At 54.6% G+C, this 14,093-nt stretch carries 10 protein-coding genes; 7 read left to right on the top strand and 3 right to left on the bottom strand.

The annotated features are described in order from the left end of the window. Positions 1 to 15 precede the first annotated feature (15 nt). From JI62_RS08890 to JI62_RS08860, 7 genes are all read left to right on the top strand, one after another. Positions 16 to 885 carry an aldo/keto reductase gene (locus tag JI62_RS08890; RefSeq protein WP_088699820.1) on the top strand — a complete coding sequence of 290 codons (870 nt, stop codon included), beginning with the start codon at positions 16 to 18 and terminating at the stop codon, positions 883 to 885. 37 nt (positions 886 to 922) lie between these two features. After that, positions 923 to 1,870 carry a carbohydrate kinase family protein gene (locus tag JI62_RS08885; RefSeq protein ID WP_088699819.1) on the top strand — a complete coding sequence of 316 codons (948 nt, stop codon included), beginning with the start codon at positions 923 to 925 and terminating at the stop codon, positions 1,868 to 1,870. A 182-nt stretch (positions 1,871 to 2,052) separates the two neighbouring features. Continuing rightward, positions 2,053 to 2,772, top strand: coding sequence for a FadR/GntR family transcriptional regulator (locus JI62_RS08880; RefSeq protein WP_088699818.1), 720 nt, complete (start codon positions 2,053 to 2,055; stop codon positions 2,770 to 2,772). A gap of 15 nt (positions 2,773 to 2,787) precedes the next feature. After that, positions 2,788 to 3,936: a galactonate dehydratase gene (gene dgoD / locus JI62_RS08875; protein WP_088699817.1), complete on the top strand. Its 1,149-nt coding sequence runs from the start codon at positions 2,788 to 2,790 to the stop codon at positions 3,934 to 3,936. An 18-nt stretch (positions 3,937 to 3,954) separates the two neighbouring features. Beyond that, on the top strand, positions 3,955 to 4,926 hold the full coding sequence (locus JI62_RS08870; RefSeq protein ID WP_240513186.1) for a 2-dehydro-3-deoxygalactonokinase: 972 nt from the start codon (positions 3,955 to 3,957) through the stop codon (positions 4,924 to 4,926). Between the two features lie 30 nt (positions 4,927 to 4,956). Further along, positions 4,957 to 5,562, top strand: coding sequence for a 2-dehydro-3-deoxy-6-phosphogalactonate aldolase (locus JI62_RS08865; RefSeq protein WP_088699815.1), 606 nt, complete (start codon positions 4,957 to 4,959; stop codon positions 5,560 to 5,562). Between the two features lie 27 nt (positions 5,563 to 5,589). After that, the gene (locus tag JI62_RS08860) at positions 5,590 to 6,474 is read left to right on the top strand and encodes an SMP-30/gluconolactonase/LRE family protein (protein ID WP_240513185.1); all 885 of its coding nucleotides are present in this window, start codon (positions 5,590 to 5,592) and stop codon (positions 6,472 to 6,474) included. Between the two features lie 236 nt (positions 6,475 to 6,710). On the opposite strand, the gene JI62_RS08855 is transcribed toward JI62_RS08860, so the two are convergent. The 3 genes from JI62_RS08855 to JI62_RS08845 all read right to left on the bottom strand — a co-directional run bounded on the left by JI62_RS08855 (position 6,711) and on the right by JI62_RS08845 (position 14,052). Then, positions 6,711 to 11,243 carry a hypothetical protein gene (locus tag JI62_RS08855; protein WP_088699813.1) on the bottom strand — a complete coding sequence of 1,511 codons (4,533 nt, stop codon included), beginning with the start codon at positions 11,241 to 11,243 and terminating at the stop codon, positions 6,711 to 6,713. 305 nt (positions 11,244 to 11,548) lie between these two features. Continuing rightward, a complete protein-coding gene (locus tag JI62_RS08850) occupies positions 11,549 to 13,144 on the bottom strand; it encodes a solute:sodium symporter family transporter (protein WP_088699812.1) in 1,596 nt (531 codons plus the stop codon). 245 nt (positions 13,145 to 13,389) lie between these two features. Then, on the bottom strand, positions 13,390 to 14,052 hold the full coding sequence (locus tag JI62_RS08845; RefSeq protein ID WP_088699811.1) for a bifunctional 4-hydroxy-2-oxoglutarate aldolase/2-dehydro-3-deoxy-phosphogluconate aldolase: 663 nt from the start codon (positions 14,050 to 14,052) through the stop codon (positions 13,390 to 13,392). Between the last annotated feature and the right edge of the window lie 41 nt (positions 14,053 to 14,093).

The raw sequence follows: 14,093 nt of genomic DNA, 5'->3' as shown, positions 1-14,093 counted from the left end.
AATAGGAAAGAAACCATGTCCGTCGCCGCCTTTGATGTGCCGTTTCTGCTCGGCATGATGCGCCTGCACGAAACACCCGCTATGCACGACCCAGAACAGTTGGCGCAGTGGATAGAAGCACGCCTGGAGCAAGGCCTTCACTGGTTTGACCATGCCGATATCTATGGCAGCGGCGAAGGGGAAGCGCTGTTCGGTGCCGCCCTGCAGGCGCGCCCGGCGCTTGCTCAGCGGGTCAATGTCGTCACCAAGGCGAGCATTGCCAACGACAACCCTGCCCCCGCTTCGGGCAAGGTAAAGCACTACAACGCCAGCCCTGCTTATCTTAATAGCGCCATTGACGCCTCCCTTGAGCGGTTGAGTGTCGAGCGCCTTGATCACTTTCTGATTCACCGCCCCGATTTGCTGATGAATGCGGAAGCCACCGGCCGAGCGCTGGACAACGCCATTGAGGCGGGCAAAATTGGCGCTGCAGGCGTTTCCAACCACCTGCCCAGCCAGTGGCGGCGCTTGCAAGGCGCTATGCATCATCGCTTAAGTGCCAATCAGATCGAGCTCTCGATTGCCCATACCACACCGCTGTTTGATGGCAGCTTTGATGATCTATGCGCCGATGGGCACGCCCCCATGGCGTGGTCGCCGCTGGCAGGTGGGACGTTGATGCAGGGTGCTGTCGGCGAATGCCTAGATAAATGGGCCGCTGAGCTTAATAGCACTTCCAGTGCGCTAGCATTGGCATGGCTGCGTACGCTTCCTCATTCACCGATGCCGGTGATCGGCAGCGTTAAACCTGAGCGAATCGACACGATGCTTAATGGCCCCGCCAGCCTGCCTCGCGAAGTGTGGTACGAACTTCTTGAAGCCGCCCGCGGCCACTGCGTGGCATAAACTGTCCGCTTTAAAACAATTCAATAAGGAGCCACAGATGACACCCGTTATCGCTTTTGGGGAAGCGCTGGTCGATATGCTCTCCAGCCGTTTAGGAACCGCCACTGATGCCCAGGAAACCTTTACGCCCTACGCTGGTGGCGCTCCTGCTAACGTGGCGGTCGCCTGCGCCCGCCTGGGTGTGCCTAGCCAGTTTTTAGGTATGGTGGGCGACGATACCTTTGGGCATTTTTTGGTACGTGAGCTCAACAGCCACGGCGTAGACACCAGCGGCGTGGTTTTTACCCAAGCAGCCCGCACGGCACTGGCGTTCGTCTCCCGGGATGACGTGGGCGAACGCACCTTTGATTTCTATCGTCCACCCGCCGCTGACCTGCTCTATCGCCTTGAACATTTACCTCATGGCGTCTTCGAGAACCCGGCCATTCTGCACTTGTGCAGTAACAGCCTAACCGACCCAGAGATCGCCGACGTCACCCTGGCAATGGCCACCATGGCCAAGCGCGCAGGCTGCCTGGTAAGCGTCGATGCCAACCTACGCCACAACCTATGGCCCGGCGTCGAAGCCGATGCCAGCTTAGTCACACAGCTGCTAGACGGCGCTGAGCTGCTCAAGCTCTCCCAGGAAGAACTCGACTACCTGCGTGCCGATCACCCTGCAGAGTCGTGGCTATCAGAACGGCTTGCGGCAGGGGTAAAAGTAATTTTGGTAACCGATGGCCCAAACGACGTGGTGCTCAAAGGCATCGGTATCGACCAGCGCATTGCGCCGCCCAAAGTGGAAGCGATCGATACTACAGCAGGGGGCGATGCCTTTATTGGCGGGCTGCTGGCAGAGCTCTCGACCCACGGCATCGGTGAAAACTGGCAGAGCGATGTCGATTTTCTACATCGTGCAGTGGCTACCGCCTGCCGCTGCGGCGCCCATGCTGTTACTCGACCAGGCGCATACGCCGCACTGCCAACGCGCGCGGATATTGGCTAAATAAGTCGCCCTATAAGCTATTACCATAAGGCACGCCTGACCCAGGCGTGCCTTTTTTGTACCTGACTTGAGGCGACTAGACATCAAATTAAACTCGGACTTTTGTCTAAAGCAGTTCGCTTGTGGAAATGTCAGACATTTACTAGACTAGCGGTCATAGAACACATAATAAGAGACAACCAATGACGCTGGACACTCTGCCGTCCCATCAGGGTGGCGCTGAACAGTTAGCGCGCCTACTCGCCCAGGCACTGCTGGCAGGCCACTGGCAGCCAGGCGATGTTTTTCCCCGTGAGCTGGATATCGGTAAACACTTTGCCGTTAGCCGAAACCAGGTGCGTAACGCCCTCACTAGCCTCACCGCTGCGGGTTTATTAGAGCGCACCGCGGGCCGGGGCACGCGAGTGCGCGAGATGGGTGATTGGCATTTACTCGACCCTCTGATGAGTGAATGGATGACCGGGCTGGTCAACCTCGACCCGCAGCTGGTAAGAGCCATCTACGCCTTTCGTTTTTCTGCTGAACCGGTGGTTGCTGGACTCGCTGCCCAGGCCGCCCAGGCTGAAGATATAGAACGGCTGGAGAGCGCCTTTGCAGGCATGGAGAGCAGTGCAGGCAGCGTTAAAGCGCGTGCTGAGCATGCCGAGTACGACGTCGCCTTTCATGACGCCACCTACCGGGCCAGCCACAATTTAGTCTGGCGGCAAATGGGGTATCTGCTGCGCCCTTCAATCATGGCGCTGATACACCGTTCACAACACCGCACCGATACGCTAGACGACAGCCTTGCACGCCACCGTCAGGTGCTTGACGCCATACGCAACCGTGATACCAGCAGCGCAGAGAGTGCTGCGAGAGAAGTACTGCGCCGCACCGCCATCGATCTTGGCATCGTCAATTAATAAGGATCTGATCTAATGAAAATCACCAAACTCAAGACCTGGCAAGTTCCTCCGCGCTGGCTGTTTCTCAAAATCGAAACCGACGAAGGCTGCTACGGCTGGGGTGAACCGGTGATTGAAGGCCGCGCGGCCACCGTTGAAGCCGCCGTGCACGAGCTTTCCGACTACTTGATCGGCCAGGATCCGCACCGCATCGAGCATCTATGGAACATCATGTACCGCGCCGGTTTTTATCGCGGTGGGCCGATCCTGATGAGCGCCATTGCCGGGATTGACCAGGCGCTGTGGGATCTTAAAGGCCGCGACCTGGGTGTGCCTGTTCATCAGCTGTTAGGCGGCGCCGTTCGCGACAAAATGCGCATGTACGCCTGGACGGGGGGCGACCGCCCTAGCGACGTAGGCGCTGGGGCTAAAGCGCTGGTCGAAAAAGGCTTCACCGCTTTTAAAATGAACGGCACCCCCGAGATGCAAATCGTCGACTCCCACCGCAAGGTCGATGAAGCCGTTGCCCGGGTGGCAGAAGCCCGCAACGCCGTTGGGCCAGATGTAGGCATCGGCATCGACTTCCACGGCCGCGTGCACCGCCCCATGGCCAAAGCACTGCTGCGCGAGCTAGAACCTTTCCACCCCATGTTCGTTGAAGAACCGGTTGCCCCGGAGCATCTGCCCTGCTTGAAAGATATTGCTGGTGGGCTTGGCTACCCGTTAGCCACCGGCGAGCGTTTACACACGCGCTTTCAGTTCCGCGACCTGCTGGCAGATGGCATGATCGACATTATCCAGCCGGATATTTCCCACTGCGGCGGCATCAGCGAGGGCCTCAAAATCGCCTCCCTGGCCTCCGCCTACGATGTCGCCCTGGCGCCCCACTGCCCGCTCGGCCCGCTGACCCTGGCCGCCTCTCTACAGCTGGATGCGATCAGCCATAACGCCTTTATCCAAGAGCAGAGCATGGGTATTCACTATAACCAGGGTAACGACGTACTCGACTACCTGGTCGATAAATCCGCCCTCGCCATTGAAGACGGTTTCTGCGCCATTCCCCAGGGCCCAGGCCTTGGTGTAGAGATCAACGAAGAGTTCGTTGAGGAGCGAGCGAAGGTGGGCCACCGCTGGCGCAACCCGGTCTGGACTCATGAAGACGGCTCTATTGCGGAGTGGTAAGCCATGGGATCAACCGGGATGAATGAAACACCAGGAATTACAGATCAATTAACCTGGATTGCCGTGGATTGGGGCTCCAGCAATCTGCGTGCCTGGGGGCTGGATCAACACGACCAGGTGATTGCCCAAGCCAGTAGCGACAAGGGCATGCTGACGCTCAAAGCCGATGAGTACGAAGCCGAGCTGGAGCGGCTGGTGGGTGATTGGCTGCCTACTGCCGGGCCAATTGATGTGATGGTGTGCGGTATGGCAGGCGCCCGTCAGGGCTGGCTGGAAGCCGCCTATTTACCGATCCCCACGCGGCTTGACCAGCTTAGCCAAGGCGCAGTAACGCCAACGCTTACAGGCGACCAGCTGCGTGTTTATCTGCTGCCCGGATTAAGTCAAACCCGCAGTGCTGCAACCCACTTTGATGTGATGCGTGGCGAAGAGACCCAGTTGGCAGGCCTCGTCGCTGACACACCTGACTTTACGGGCCTCACCTGTTTGCCGGGCACCCACGCCAAATGGGCCACTCTTGAAGCGGGTGCTGTGAGTGGATTTTCGACCTACTTAACCGGCGAGCTTTACCAATTATTGGCCAACCAATCGGTCTTGCGCCACTCAATCGGTAGCGATGAGCTTCAAGACCACGCTTGCCGTGAGGCGTTTGTTTCGGCAGTTAGTGAGATCTACACAGCCCCCGAAACCTTTAGTAGCCGCCTGTTCGGCCTGCGCGCGCAAGATTTACTCGACGGCCGACTACCTGCAGGCGATACGCGTGGAGCCGTTCTTGCGGCCAGGCTCTCCGGGCTCGCCATTGGCCTTGAGCTCGCTGGCGCCTGCCGTGAGTGCCCTACCGATAAGCCGATCATGCTGATTGGCAACCAAGCCCTGAGTCAGCGCTATGCGTTGGCGCTTAATGCGATCGGCTATCAGACGCAGCATGTGGATGGCGACTCTGCCGTGCTGGCAGGTCTATGCCTTGCCCACCGTGCGCTCAAGGCTTAACGCCACTAACTATTTATGGGGAGATTTGCTATGTCGCAGCCACTGATTGGAATTTTACGCGGTGTAACGCCTGATGAGGCTGTTGATATCGCGGAAGCGGTGCTAGCCGCGGGCATCACCCAGATTGAGGTACCGCTTAACTCCCCCAACCCGCTGGAGAGCATTCGCCGCTTGGTCGACGCATTTGGCGAGCGCGCGGTCATTGGTGCAGGTACGGTGCTCACTCCGGCTCAGGTGCGTGAAGTTCACGCTGCTGGGGGGCGCTTAATCGTTTCTCCCAACTGTCGGCCAGCGGTGATTGAAGAAACACATAAGCTCGGCATGGCAAGCTGGCCGGGCATTGTGACGCCTTCAGAAGCCTTCGATGCACTGGATGCAGGCGCCACCGGACTTAAACTATTCCCCGCGGTACAGGTAGGATTGGAAGGCATGAAAGCAGTACGCGCCGTGCTTCCGGCAGGCACGCTTTTGTATGCCGTCGGCGGCGCTGGAGTCGATAACTTCGCCGAATGGCGCGCAGCGGGTGTCGATGGTGCAGGCCTGGGCAGCGCACTATACAAACCCGGCCAAAGCGCTTCCCAGGTAGGCCAACAGGCACAAGCCCTAGTCGATGCCTGGCTAGCGGGAGAACAATAAGGAGAACCAACAATAATGAATACCGATATGAGTGTTTCAACGTGGGAGGCCGAGTTAGCGGTCGATTGCCGCTGCTCACTGGGTGAAGGCCCGCAGTGGGACGCCAAAAATCAGCGCCTTTATTGGTGCGACATTCTTGGAAAACAGCTGCACTGGCTCTCCCCCGCAAGCGGGGAAAGCGGCCACTATCAGCTCGATCATCGGGTGTCTCTGGCAGCGCCCCTGGCTGAGGGTGGCCTGTTGCTGGTGGGCGAAGACCGTTTAAGCCGCTTCGACCCCAGCAGCGGCAGTATCGAAAAGTGGTGCGATTTCGAAGCCGATAATCCCATCACCCGCAGCAATGACGCGCGCATTGATCGCCACGGCAGCCTGTGGCTATCCAGCATGGGTAAAAGCGCCGAAAGAAACGCTGGCAGCCTTTATCGCCTGCATCGCGGCGAGCTCTCGCGGCTGCGTTCAGGCCTGACGATTCCCAATGCCATCTGCTTCTCCGAAGATGGCGAGTTCGCGTGGTTTACCGACACCGTGACCGGTGTAGTGATGCGCTGGGCACTGGATAGCGACGGCTGGCCGCAAGGCGAGCCGCAGCCTTGGGCGGACTTTTTCTCCAGCCAAGGCAATCCCGATGGTGCAGTGATGGATAGCGAAGGCTGCCTATGGCTAGCGCTGTGGGGAGCTGGGCAGGTCGTGCGTTTGGATCATGACGGCGAAATAATAGGCCGCGTCGAGCTACCGGTCAGCCAACCCTCCTGCCCGGTATTTGCAGGCCCTGATCTAAAAACGCTGTATATCACCACCGCGCAAGAGGGATTCAGTGCTGAGCAGTTGGCCCAAGAGCCAACAGCGGGCTCGCTCTATGTGGTCGAGACCGGCATCGCTGGACTCGCCGAGCCACCTCTACGTCTGGCTTAGTCAGAAATGAGTAGCCCCGCGACTGCGGGGCTACTATTGAGTGCGAATCTCCTATTTGTCTGCCCCTGCAGCACAATCGATCACCTACTCGGTCGTTACGGATCTAATTACGCGATCAATTTGAACAGCCACTTAAAAGATACGTGTCTTCTTCATTGAAGCTGCTTGCCATGTTGACCTTGTTTCAGTGTGCTGCCTTAAAGCGATACGTACTGTTGGCGGACTAGGTTATGCCACTACTTGCCTCGCTGGATTCTTTGCTTCAGCACATTATTAGCATGGTGTTCAAATATAAATGGGAGTTCGTCCGTTAGGATGTGGCCTAACCAAAGTGGATCATCTCGGCTCTTCAACAAATGAGCATCAGCACCATTCAGGATGGCCGTTAGAAGACTCCACCGCTTGTCAAAACCTGCAGTTTTAAAGGCCTCTAGCAGCGCTCTTAGGCCTGCTTCCTTACGATGGTATTCGAGCGCCTGCAGTGCCGAATGCCTAACTTCGCTAGCGCTATCTTGGTCAGCAAGCCCAACGAGAACGTTATTAATTTGAGGAAGTGGCAACCAAGCAGCTAATTCAGCGATGACCTTTCTCTCGGAAGCTGTACCCTTTACGCGCTCGGCAAACAGCGGGGCAATTATTGCAGGGTCGAGCTGTCGCAGAGCTCGTCCGACGGCACTTCTAATCGATTCCCGCTCAATCATAACAGCCGCATTAATCAGCTTCTCGGCTGCTACATCTGGCGCGAGGCGAACGAGCAGCCTCGCCAACTCTCGCTCAATCTTTGGGTGGGTTTGGAATGCCAACTCAATTGCATCAACAGCACGCGCCATATTAAATTTGGCTAGGCCTTCAATTGCGCGCAGTGGCTCTGTCATGAATAAAGAGTTTTTGGAAAACGCCTTATCCAGAATTTGTTCCCGCAATATTGGGTCGCTGGCTTCAGCTGCAATGCTATAAGGTGCGTCGCCAAAATTAAGGCTGTGTTGGCAGGCTTCTGCCGCGGCCGCCGTAGCCTGCATACGTGTTGTTGGATTTTCGTACAAAACATTAATTACAAATGACTCATAATCTACTCGTGAGGCGGTATTAGAACTTTGTAACCATTCCGTCAGCAGTTCAATACCGTGGTCACCAAGGTTAGTAAGGGCAGTGAGACCCCACCACGCATTATCTTTTGTTTGAGCTACATCAAAAGCAAAATGAGCAAATTCCACTGATACGTCGCCAAGCTCACTTAGCGCGATACAGACATATATTGCCAAATCACTCGAGGGATCAGTCGTTGCTAGCAATTTATGTACTCTAGGCAAAAGAGTTGCGTTACCGCTTACCCAAGCAATAATAAGAGCTATGTAAAGTTCATCTTGTGCTGCATCCTCATCACTCAAAATAAAATTAACCTTTTCGATGAGTTCGGTTGCAATCGGATTTCGATACGATCTAAGCAAAGCGAGATTATCAGGTATGTTCTTAGCCTCGCTTGCAATAAGAATATTAACTAGGGCGTCATCTGCGCCGAGAGCCCCTAATCCTTGTATCGCCTTATAGAATTCGTGGTTAAACTCCTCACTCGGCTTTCCCTCAATACCACGCGCATTAGATTGACGAGCAATAGCTGTCAACCGCTTAATGATTCCATCATCGCGGCGCGTAAAAGCCCAATTTAAACCGTTATGGCGTACCCAGTAGTGTTCAGACTCTAACTCTTTACTAAGCAACACCGTCAGCCCTTCGCCGCCGATCAAGGTGAGGAGGCGGCGTGTGCCCTCAAGAATATGATCCATAGACCTGCTATTAAACCGCAGTCGGCTGCAACCGACAGTGGTGATTACTCGCTCCAGTTCACCACCTGCCTCTGCCATTATGATGGTAAGAAGATCCGGGCGCGTAACAGCACCCAAAAAACTCAGCGGGCGATCAGGCCACCTCAGTTCCTCGACGGTGATCGTATCGAGATCTTCCAGCAAGTCATGTTCAAGGGAGCGTAGTACAAACCGCAACATCGCCTCGTTGATCTCGTCCGGCCTCTCGCCGAAGAGAATTTCAATCATGTGACGGCCTCTCGGCTGCGCCTTAGCTAGCGCGAGCACACGATTCAGCGTCAATTCCGGCTCAGCGCGCAACAAGCTTGGTAGCCACTGATTTCGAGATAAGTAACGCCCTGACTCACCAACCTCCTCGAGCCGATCAATTGTAGCGCGTGGGTCAAGAACGGAGAGCGCATAGAGTCCAGCCCCGCTAGCGAAATCCTGCTTTTGTGTGAGGTTCTGAGTAATGAAATCCACCTTTTCCCGATCGCCAAAGCGTGCGATGCAATGCAGCAGGCTGCGGGGCTTACTTGCAGGCATCATTTCAATCAATCGATCCCGTGTTTCTCTCCAAATAGTCAGCGCATCGGGGTGTTCTAGGGTATTTAGCAAATATCCAAGATCGCAGATGGACTCCTTACCGGGATCGACAGAGAGTATTCGCAGCCGAAGCCATTCCGGACTCTGGGCAACCCCGGCGCGCATGGCGGCCATGGTAGATTGGTAGCCATCATGCGATACGCTGTTCGATCGGTCTTCTAAAATTGCGACGCAACGTTGGTGAATGTCCCAGAGTCTATCGAGCCAACGTGCATCCGGCGCGACTTTAAGCACCTCTATCGCCACACTCTGAAGATCCCATACATTGGATCGAAGCAGCAATACCATAACCTGCGCCAAGTCGACATGATCCTGCCGAGCCAAACTTGTAAAGGCCTGGCCGATCAAGTTCACACGGTAATCTCCAGCCCCGCTGGAAACTACAGAATTCAAGCGCGAGAGAAGAATTGGAACCGCACGCTGACCCAATGTTGGAAGCAGATGCTTGTACAGTTCTCCTCCGTAGCTTCCGAACTCCCGGCTTTGTTCCATTCGTGCGATGATCATGCCCAACGGTTCGGCGTTTTGATCGTTTTCCCCGAGCAGCCAGATCGTATCCATCGGCACATATCCGAGTCGACGCCACTGTGACTGGTCTTCTTTGCTACCACCTGCAAGAATCTCGCCGAGTTCTTCCACGCTCAAATCGCTTCGCTGATACTGGTGAACAAGCGCTTTCGCAACAGCCCAATTCAGCAGACGGTCATGTGCGAACTCTATTTCGCCTTGTTCAGTGGCACGCAACCACCCAGCGGCATCCAGGCGTGCACGACTGTCATCGGTCAAACCAATTTCGCTCCATCTCTCTCGAGGAAGAGGATCAGACTCCTCGCCGACGTATAAACCAGCGAGAGCGAGTACGATTCCTTCATCGCCGGGGCGGCCCTTCAAAGCAATACGCTCCCAAAAGGTCTCGAAGATTTCATACTCGCTACGAGGAACTCTCTGTATAGAGCTATAGGGAAGTTTGAGAAAAAGACCTGCTAAAATTGGAGTGCGTAGAAGCATCTTGAGGTCTGATGGGAGTTCCAACCAGCTACGACAATTCTGATGTAACAACCGATTGAGTTCTTCGGTAGAGAAATCAAGGACAGGATGCAGATGGGTATACTCTCTGTCAGCTGACTTTATTGCAGGTACCACATCATGCGGTACAGTCATGACAAGTCGCATGTCCCACTCAGCCCAATCCTGTCGAATCAGAGTGCGGACAACATCCACGTCTTGAACATCATCAACGGCGATCGTGACCTTTCGAGCCTTGGCGTTTGGCACAAGCTCGCAAAGAAATCGCGCAACCGCAACAAGTGATTTCTCAGATGTTTCGTCGAGCCCGGTTTGCCAGATATCCTGTGCTGCATCCTTCAGCACTGTTTCCGAAGCGCTGTTAGAAGGTACGAGAGTGACTATCTCCCGGCTTTGCGCCAGAGTCTCCAGAAGCCGCCCCAGTTGCCAAGTTTTTCCCATACCGCTTGTGCCAGCGATCAAAAGAACGGGCTTATTATCTGGCCAATCCGGTGGGTTCCGCACATCACACTCAGGGCGATACCCCATACGATCAAGACGATTGCGAGTCCGCTCGCCCATCGTTTCAGCTAGTTGCTCAAGACGAACCATCCTCTCTGGATTGAGCCCTACATTGCGAAACATATCGTTTATCTCTTGGCGATCAAGCCTTGCTTCTCCCTTACTTAATTTCTCAACAAGAATACCTACAAGCCGCTCTCGTATGCCGCTCTCATCTCCCAGGTTAGGGGCATAGCGGCGCAGCAGTTTATCTACAGCATAAGACCTTTCAGCGCCATAAGAGCCAAACTCCAGCTCCAAATTCTGAAGCAAGTGAAAGACCTTCATTCGCTCATCAGCTGCCGAATGCTTACCCGCTATTTGGCTGTTAGTCACAACATATTCAAAAAATTCATTATTTGTAAATAACAACCCAGAGCTGAAATTCTTCTCATCCGACTTGTCCAGGTCATCCGGCGTCGATACTAATTTCACATCAGTAAAGAACGCATTTAAGGAAGAAAGGTTGCCAGGGCGGCCATCAGTGACAAACCGGTAACAGGCAAAGGATGGGAGTTGGGAGGGCACCGCCTTTCGAAGATCAGAGAGAACAGCGACGATATCTTTGACAGACCAAGTTCTGTCTTTACGTGTTTTGTACTGCTCGACGAGATATATGCCAGTCGCCTCTGCTCGTGCGTCGCCACCATTACGCGGCTCAAGAACCAGACATGCATCATCGATCAGCGCCCCATCTATAGTGCCGGAGAGCGAGACTTCCGTAATCCATCCTAAGTGATGGAGAATCTGGTAAAGAAAGCCATTTATCGCAGCAGGCCCGCCAGCTTGTGTCATTCTCTCGTCCTCAATTATCGGCTAAGGCAAGTGCCTTTAAAGCTGGCACGGCCGGATCAAACAAGCGACGCACCGGTTAAATGATTTTTAAACTCTTAAATTAGTGTCCACTATGGGTAAGAAAAGTCAGTGAATCTAAAAATACTGAACCAAGCACGCGATATGATCAACGAATCAATCAAAAGCTATAACCGAACCTGCCTCCTGAAATACAGAACGCCCGCTGCAATGCAGCGGGCGTTCTGATATGACATAGATGTCAAACTAATTAGGTGCTACACAAGCTAAATGCTTCAGAAAGCCGTTTAACCCGCAAAGCTAATATACATAACGATCACTAACACGACCAAAACGATACCGGCGGGTACCGCCCCTTTCCAGGGTGTTAGATCCACATCGCCGCTGTGCTCCTGAATCCAGTCGGTTTCCCTCGGGCGCAGCTTGCCGATGATCAGCATCACGACGACCAACAGCACAAAGACCAGCGCCACGAAGTGGAACTCGTGCATGATCTGGGGCAGCAGCGTAAACGGTGGCACAAAGTAACCGGCGGCAATCAACAAGCAGCCGCCCACCAGGGCGATTTTGGCCGCCATCGGCGGAACCCGTTTGGTTAGCAGCCCGACCAGCACTACGGCAAGAATCGGAATAAAGTAGATTGCGTTCATCTTCTGCAGGTAACCAAACAGACTATCCTGGCCTGCCAACAACGGCGCGATAATCATGGTGAGAATGGCCATGATCCAGCCAAAGACCTTACCCGATTTAACCACCTGCTCTTCCGTAGCCTCTTTGTTCAGCACGCCTTTATAGATGCCCAGGCTGAAAATCGTGGTGGTACTGTTAAGCGCGGAGTTAAACGACGACAGAATTGCACCGACCATCACCGCAGCGAAGAACCCGGTTAGATACGGTGGCAGTACGTTAAACACCAAATGACCGTAGGCTTCATCAGCACGCACGCCCTGATCGGCATAAAGGTGATAAGCAATGATGCCCGGCAGCACTAGGTACAGCGGCCCCAGTAGTTTGAAAAGGCCGGTCAGCAGCACGCCCTTCTGACCTTCGGCGAGGTTTTTGGCTGCAAAGGTACGCTGAATAATCTGCTGGTTGGTGCTCCAGTAGAACAGGTTGATCAGGAAAACGCCGGTAAACAGGGTAAAGAACGGCACCTGCTGTTCAGCACCGCCAATCGAATTAAGCTTATCCGGGTCAGCCTCTTTAAGGATGCTCCAGCCTTCCATAATACCCGTGCCGCCACTCACGGCCTGCAGGCCGAAATAAACTATTACGAAACCACCGATCAGGAGGCCAACACCGTTGAGCGTGTCGGAAACGGCAACCGTGCGCAGGCCACCAAACAGGGCATACACGGAACCGATAATACCGACGATCCACACCGTTAGCCAAAGCAGCGTCGTCGAAGAATCAATGCCGGTTAACCCCTGTAGGTCGAGCATTCCCTGCAGACCGATGGCACCTGAATAGAGAATGATCGGCAGCAGAATCACCGCGTAAGCAATCAAGAAAATGATATTGGTGATTAGCTGAGTCGTTTTATCGAAACGAATCTCGAGTAGTTGCGGCAGCGTGGCAATACCACTTTTCAAAAACCGCGGAAGGAAGAAGAGCGCCAACGCCACCAGTGCGATAACCGCGACCACTTCCCAGGCCATTACGCTTAAACCATCAGCAAAAGCAGCCCCGTTCAGCCCTACCATTTGCTCGGTAGAGAGATTGGTCATTAACAGAGAGCCAGCGATCAGCGGGAAGGTTAGCGTGCGTCCAGCCAAAAAGTAGCCGCTGGTACTTGAGTGGTCATCTCGACGGGTGATGCGCCAAGTGATAAAGGCGACAAGCCCTGTAAAAAACAGGAAGGACGCCAGGGTCAACGCGTGCATTTTGACTCACCTCATGATCATTATAAGTGGCACACACGTTACTGTATGCGCGTAGAGCGAAATGTCAGACAAATCGAGCCGTCATTTTAGTTGAGCTGAATATGCTCCGTTATACGCCTTTGGTCTTACGCTAGGGGCCAAGATAGGTAAACGCAAAATTTTGCCCTAAAAAAACCTAGCAATGTTTAGAAACATTGCTAGGGATAGCCGTTCTTGCTCAATGGGTACAGCCAGTAGTGGCTTACTTAGTGATGAAAGCGCTCTGCTGATTGACGGGCCAGCTCGCGGATGCCGTCCCAATCTTCGGCATCGACCATCGCTTTCGGCGTCAACCAGGAGCCGCCTACACACATCACGTTCGGCAGTGACAGGTAAGAGTCGGCGTTGTCCACGGTAATGCCACCGGTTGGACAGAAGCGCGCTTCTGGAATCGGCGCACCAAACGCTTTGATGGCTTTAGCGCCGCCACTGGATTCAGCGGGGAAGAACTTGAACCGACGGTAGCCGTACTGCCAGCCGGTCATCAGTTCAGAAATGGTCGATACACCTGGCAACATCGGCACCGGGCTTTCCACGCCGTAGCGGTAAAGCGCGTCAGTAGCCCCTGGCGTCACCACAAAATCAGCGCCCACCTGCTCGGCTTGGCGATATTGCGCGGGTGTTAGCACGGTGCCCACGCCAATGCTGGCACCCGGCAGCGCTGCTTTCATTCGCTTGATGGCGTCCAGGGCGCAGTCGGTACGCAGGGTCACTTCCAGCACGGTTAAGCCGCCTTCCACCAGGGCGCGGCCTAACGGTACCGCATCTTCCAAGCGCTCAATGGTGATGACCGGAATCACTTCGGCTTTTAAGCAGATGCTATCCAGCTCGGCGGTACGGGTAGAGGGTAACTGTTTGTCTATAGTCATTCGTGAGTCTCCAAGCAATTATTATTGGCTAAGGCAGTTAG

It is taken from the genome of Halomonas campaniensis (assembly GCF_002211105.1).
Taxonomy (GTDB): Bacteria; Pseudomonadota; Gammaproteobacteria; order Pseudomonadales; family Halomonadaceae; genus Vreelandella; species Vreelandella campaniensis_A.
The sequence above is the reverse complement of the archived record's forward strand: the minus strand, read 5'-3'. Positions and strand labels throughout refer to the sequence as shown.

Excerpts from the sequence above, each read along its gene's own strand:
- JI62_RS08890 (WP_088699820.1), top strand. The coding sequence starts at position 16 with ATGTCCGTCGCCGCCTTTGATGTGCCGTTTCTGCTCGGCATGATGCGC.
- JI62_RS08885 (WP_088699819.1), top strand. The coding sequence starts at position 923 with ATGACACCCGTTATCGCTTTTGGGGAAGCGCTGGTCGATATGCTCTCC.
- JI62_RS08880 (WP_088699818.1), top strand. The coding sequence starts at position 2,053 with ATGACGCTGGACACTCTGCCGTCCCATCAGGGTGGCGCTGAACAGTTA.
- dgoD (WP_088699817.1), top strand. The coding sequence starts at position 2,788 with ATGAAAATCACCAAACTCAAGACCTGGCAAGTTCCTCCGCGCTGGCTG.
- JI62_RS08870 (WP_240513186.1), top strand. The coding sequence starts at position 3,955 with ATGAATGAAACACCAGGAATTACAGATCAATTAACCTGGATTGCCGTG.
- JI62_RS08865 (WP_088699815.1), top strand. The coding sequence starts at position 4,957 with ATGTCGCAGCCACTGATTGGAATTTTACGCGGTGTAACGCCTGATGAG.
- JI62_RS08860 (WP_240513185.1), top strand. The coding sequence starts at position 5,590 with ATGAGTGTTTCAACGTGGGAGGCCGAGTTAGCGGTCGATTGCCGCTGC.
- JI62_RS08855 (WP_088699813.1), bottom strand. The coding sequence starts at position 11,243 with ATGACACAAGCTGGCGGGCCTGCTGCGATAAATGGCTTTCTTTACCAG.
- JI62_RS08850 (WP_088699812.1), bottom strand. The coding sequence starts at position 13,144 with ATGCACGCGTTGACCCTGGCGTCCTTCCTGTTTTTTACAGGGCTTGTC.
- JI62_RS08845 (WP_088699811.1), bottom strand. The coding sequence starts at position 14,052 with ATGACTATAGACAAACAGTTACCCTCTACCCGTACCGCCGAGCTGGAT.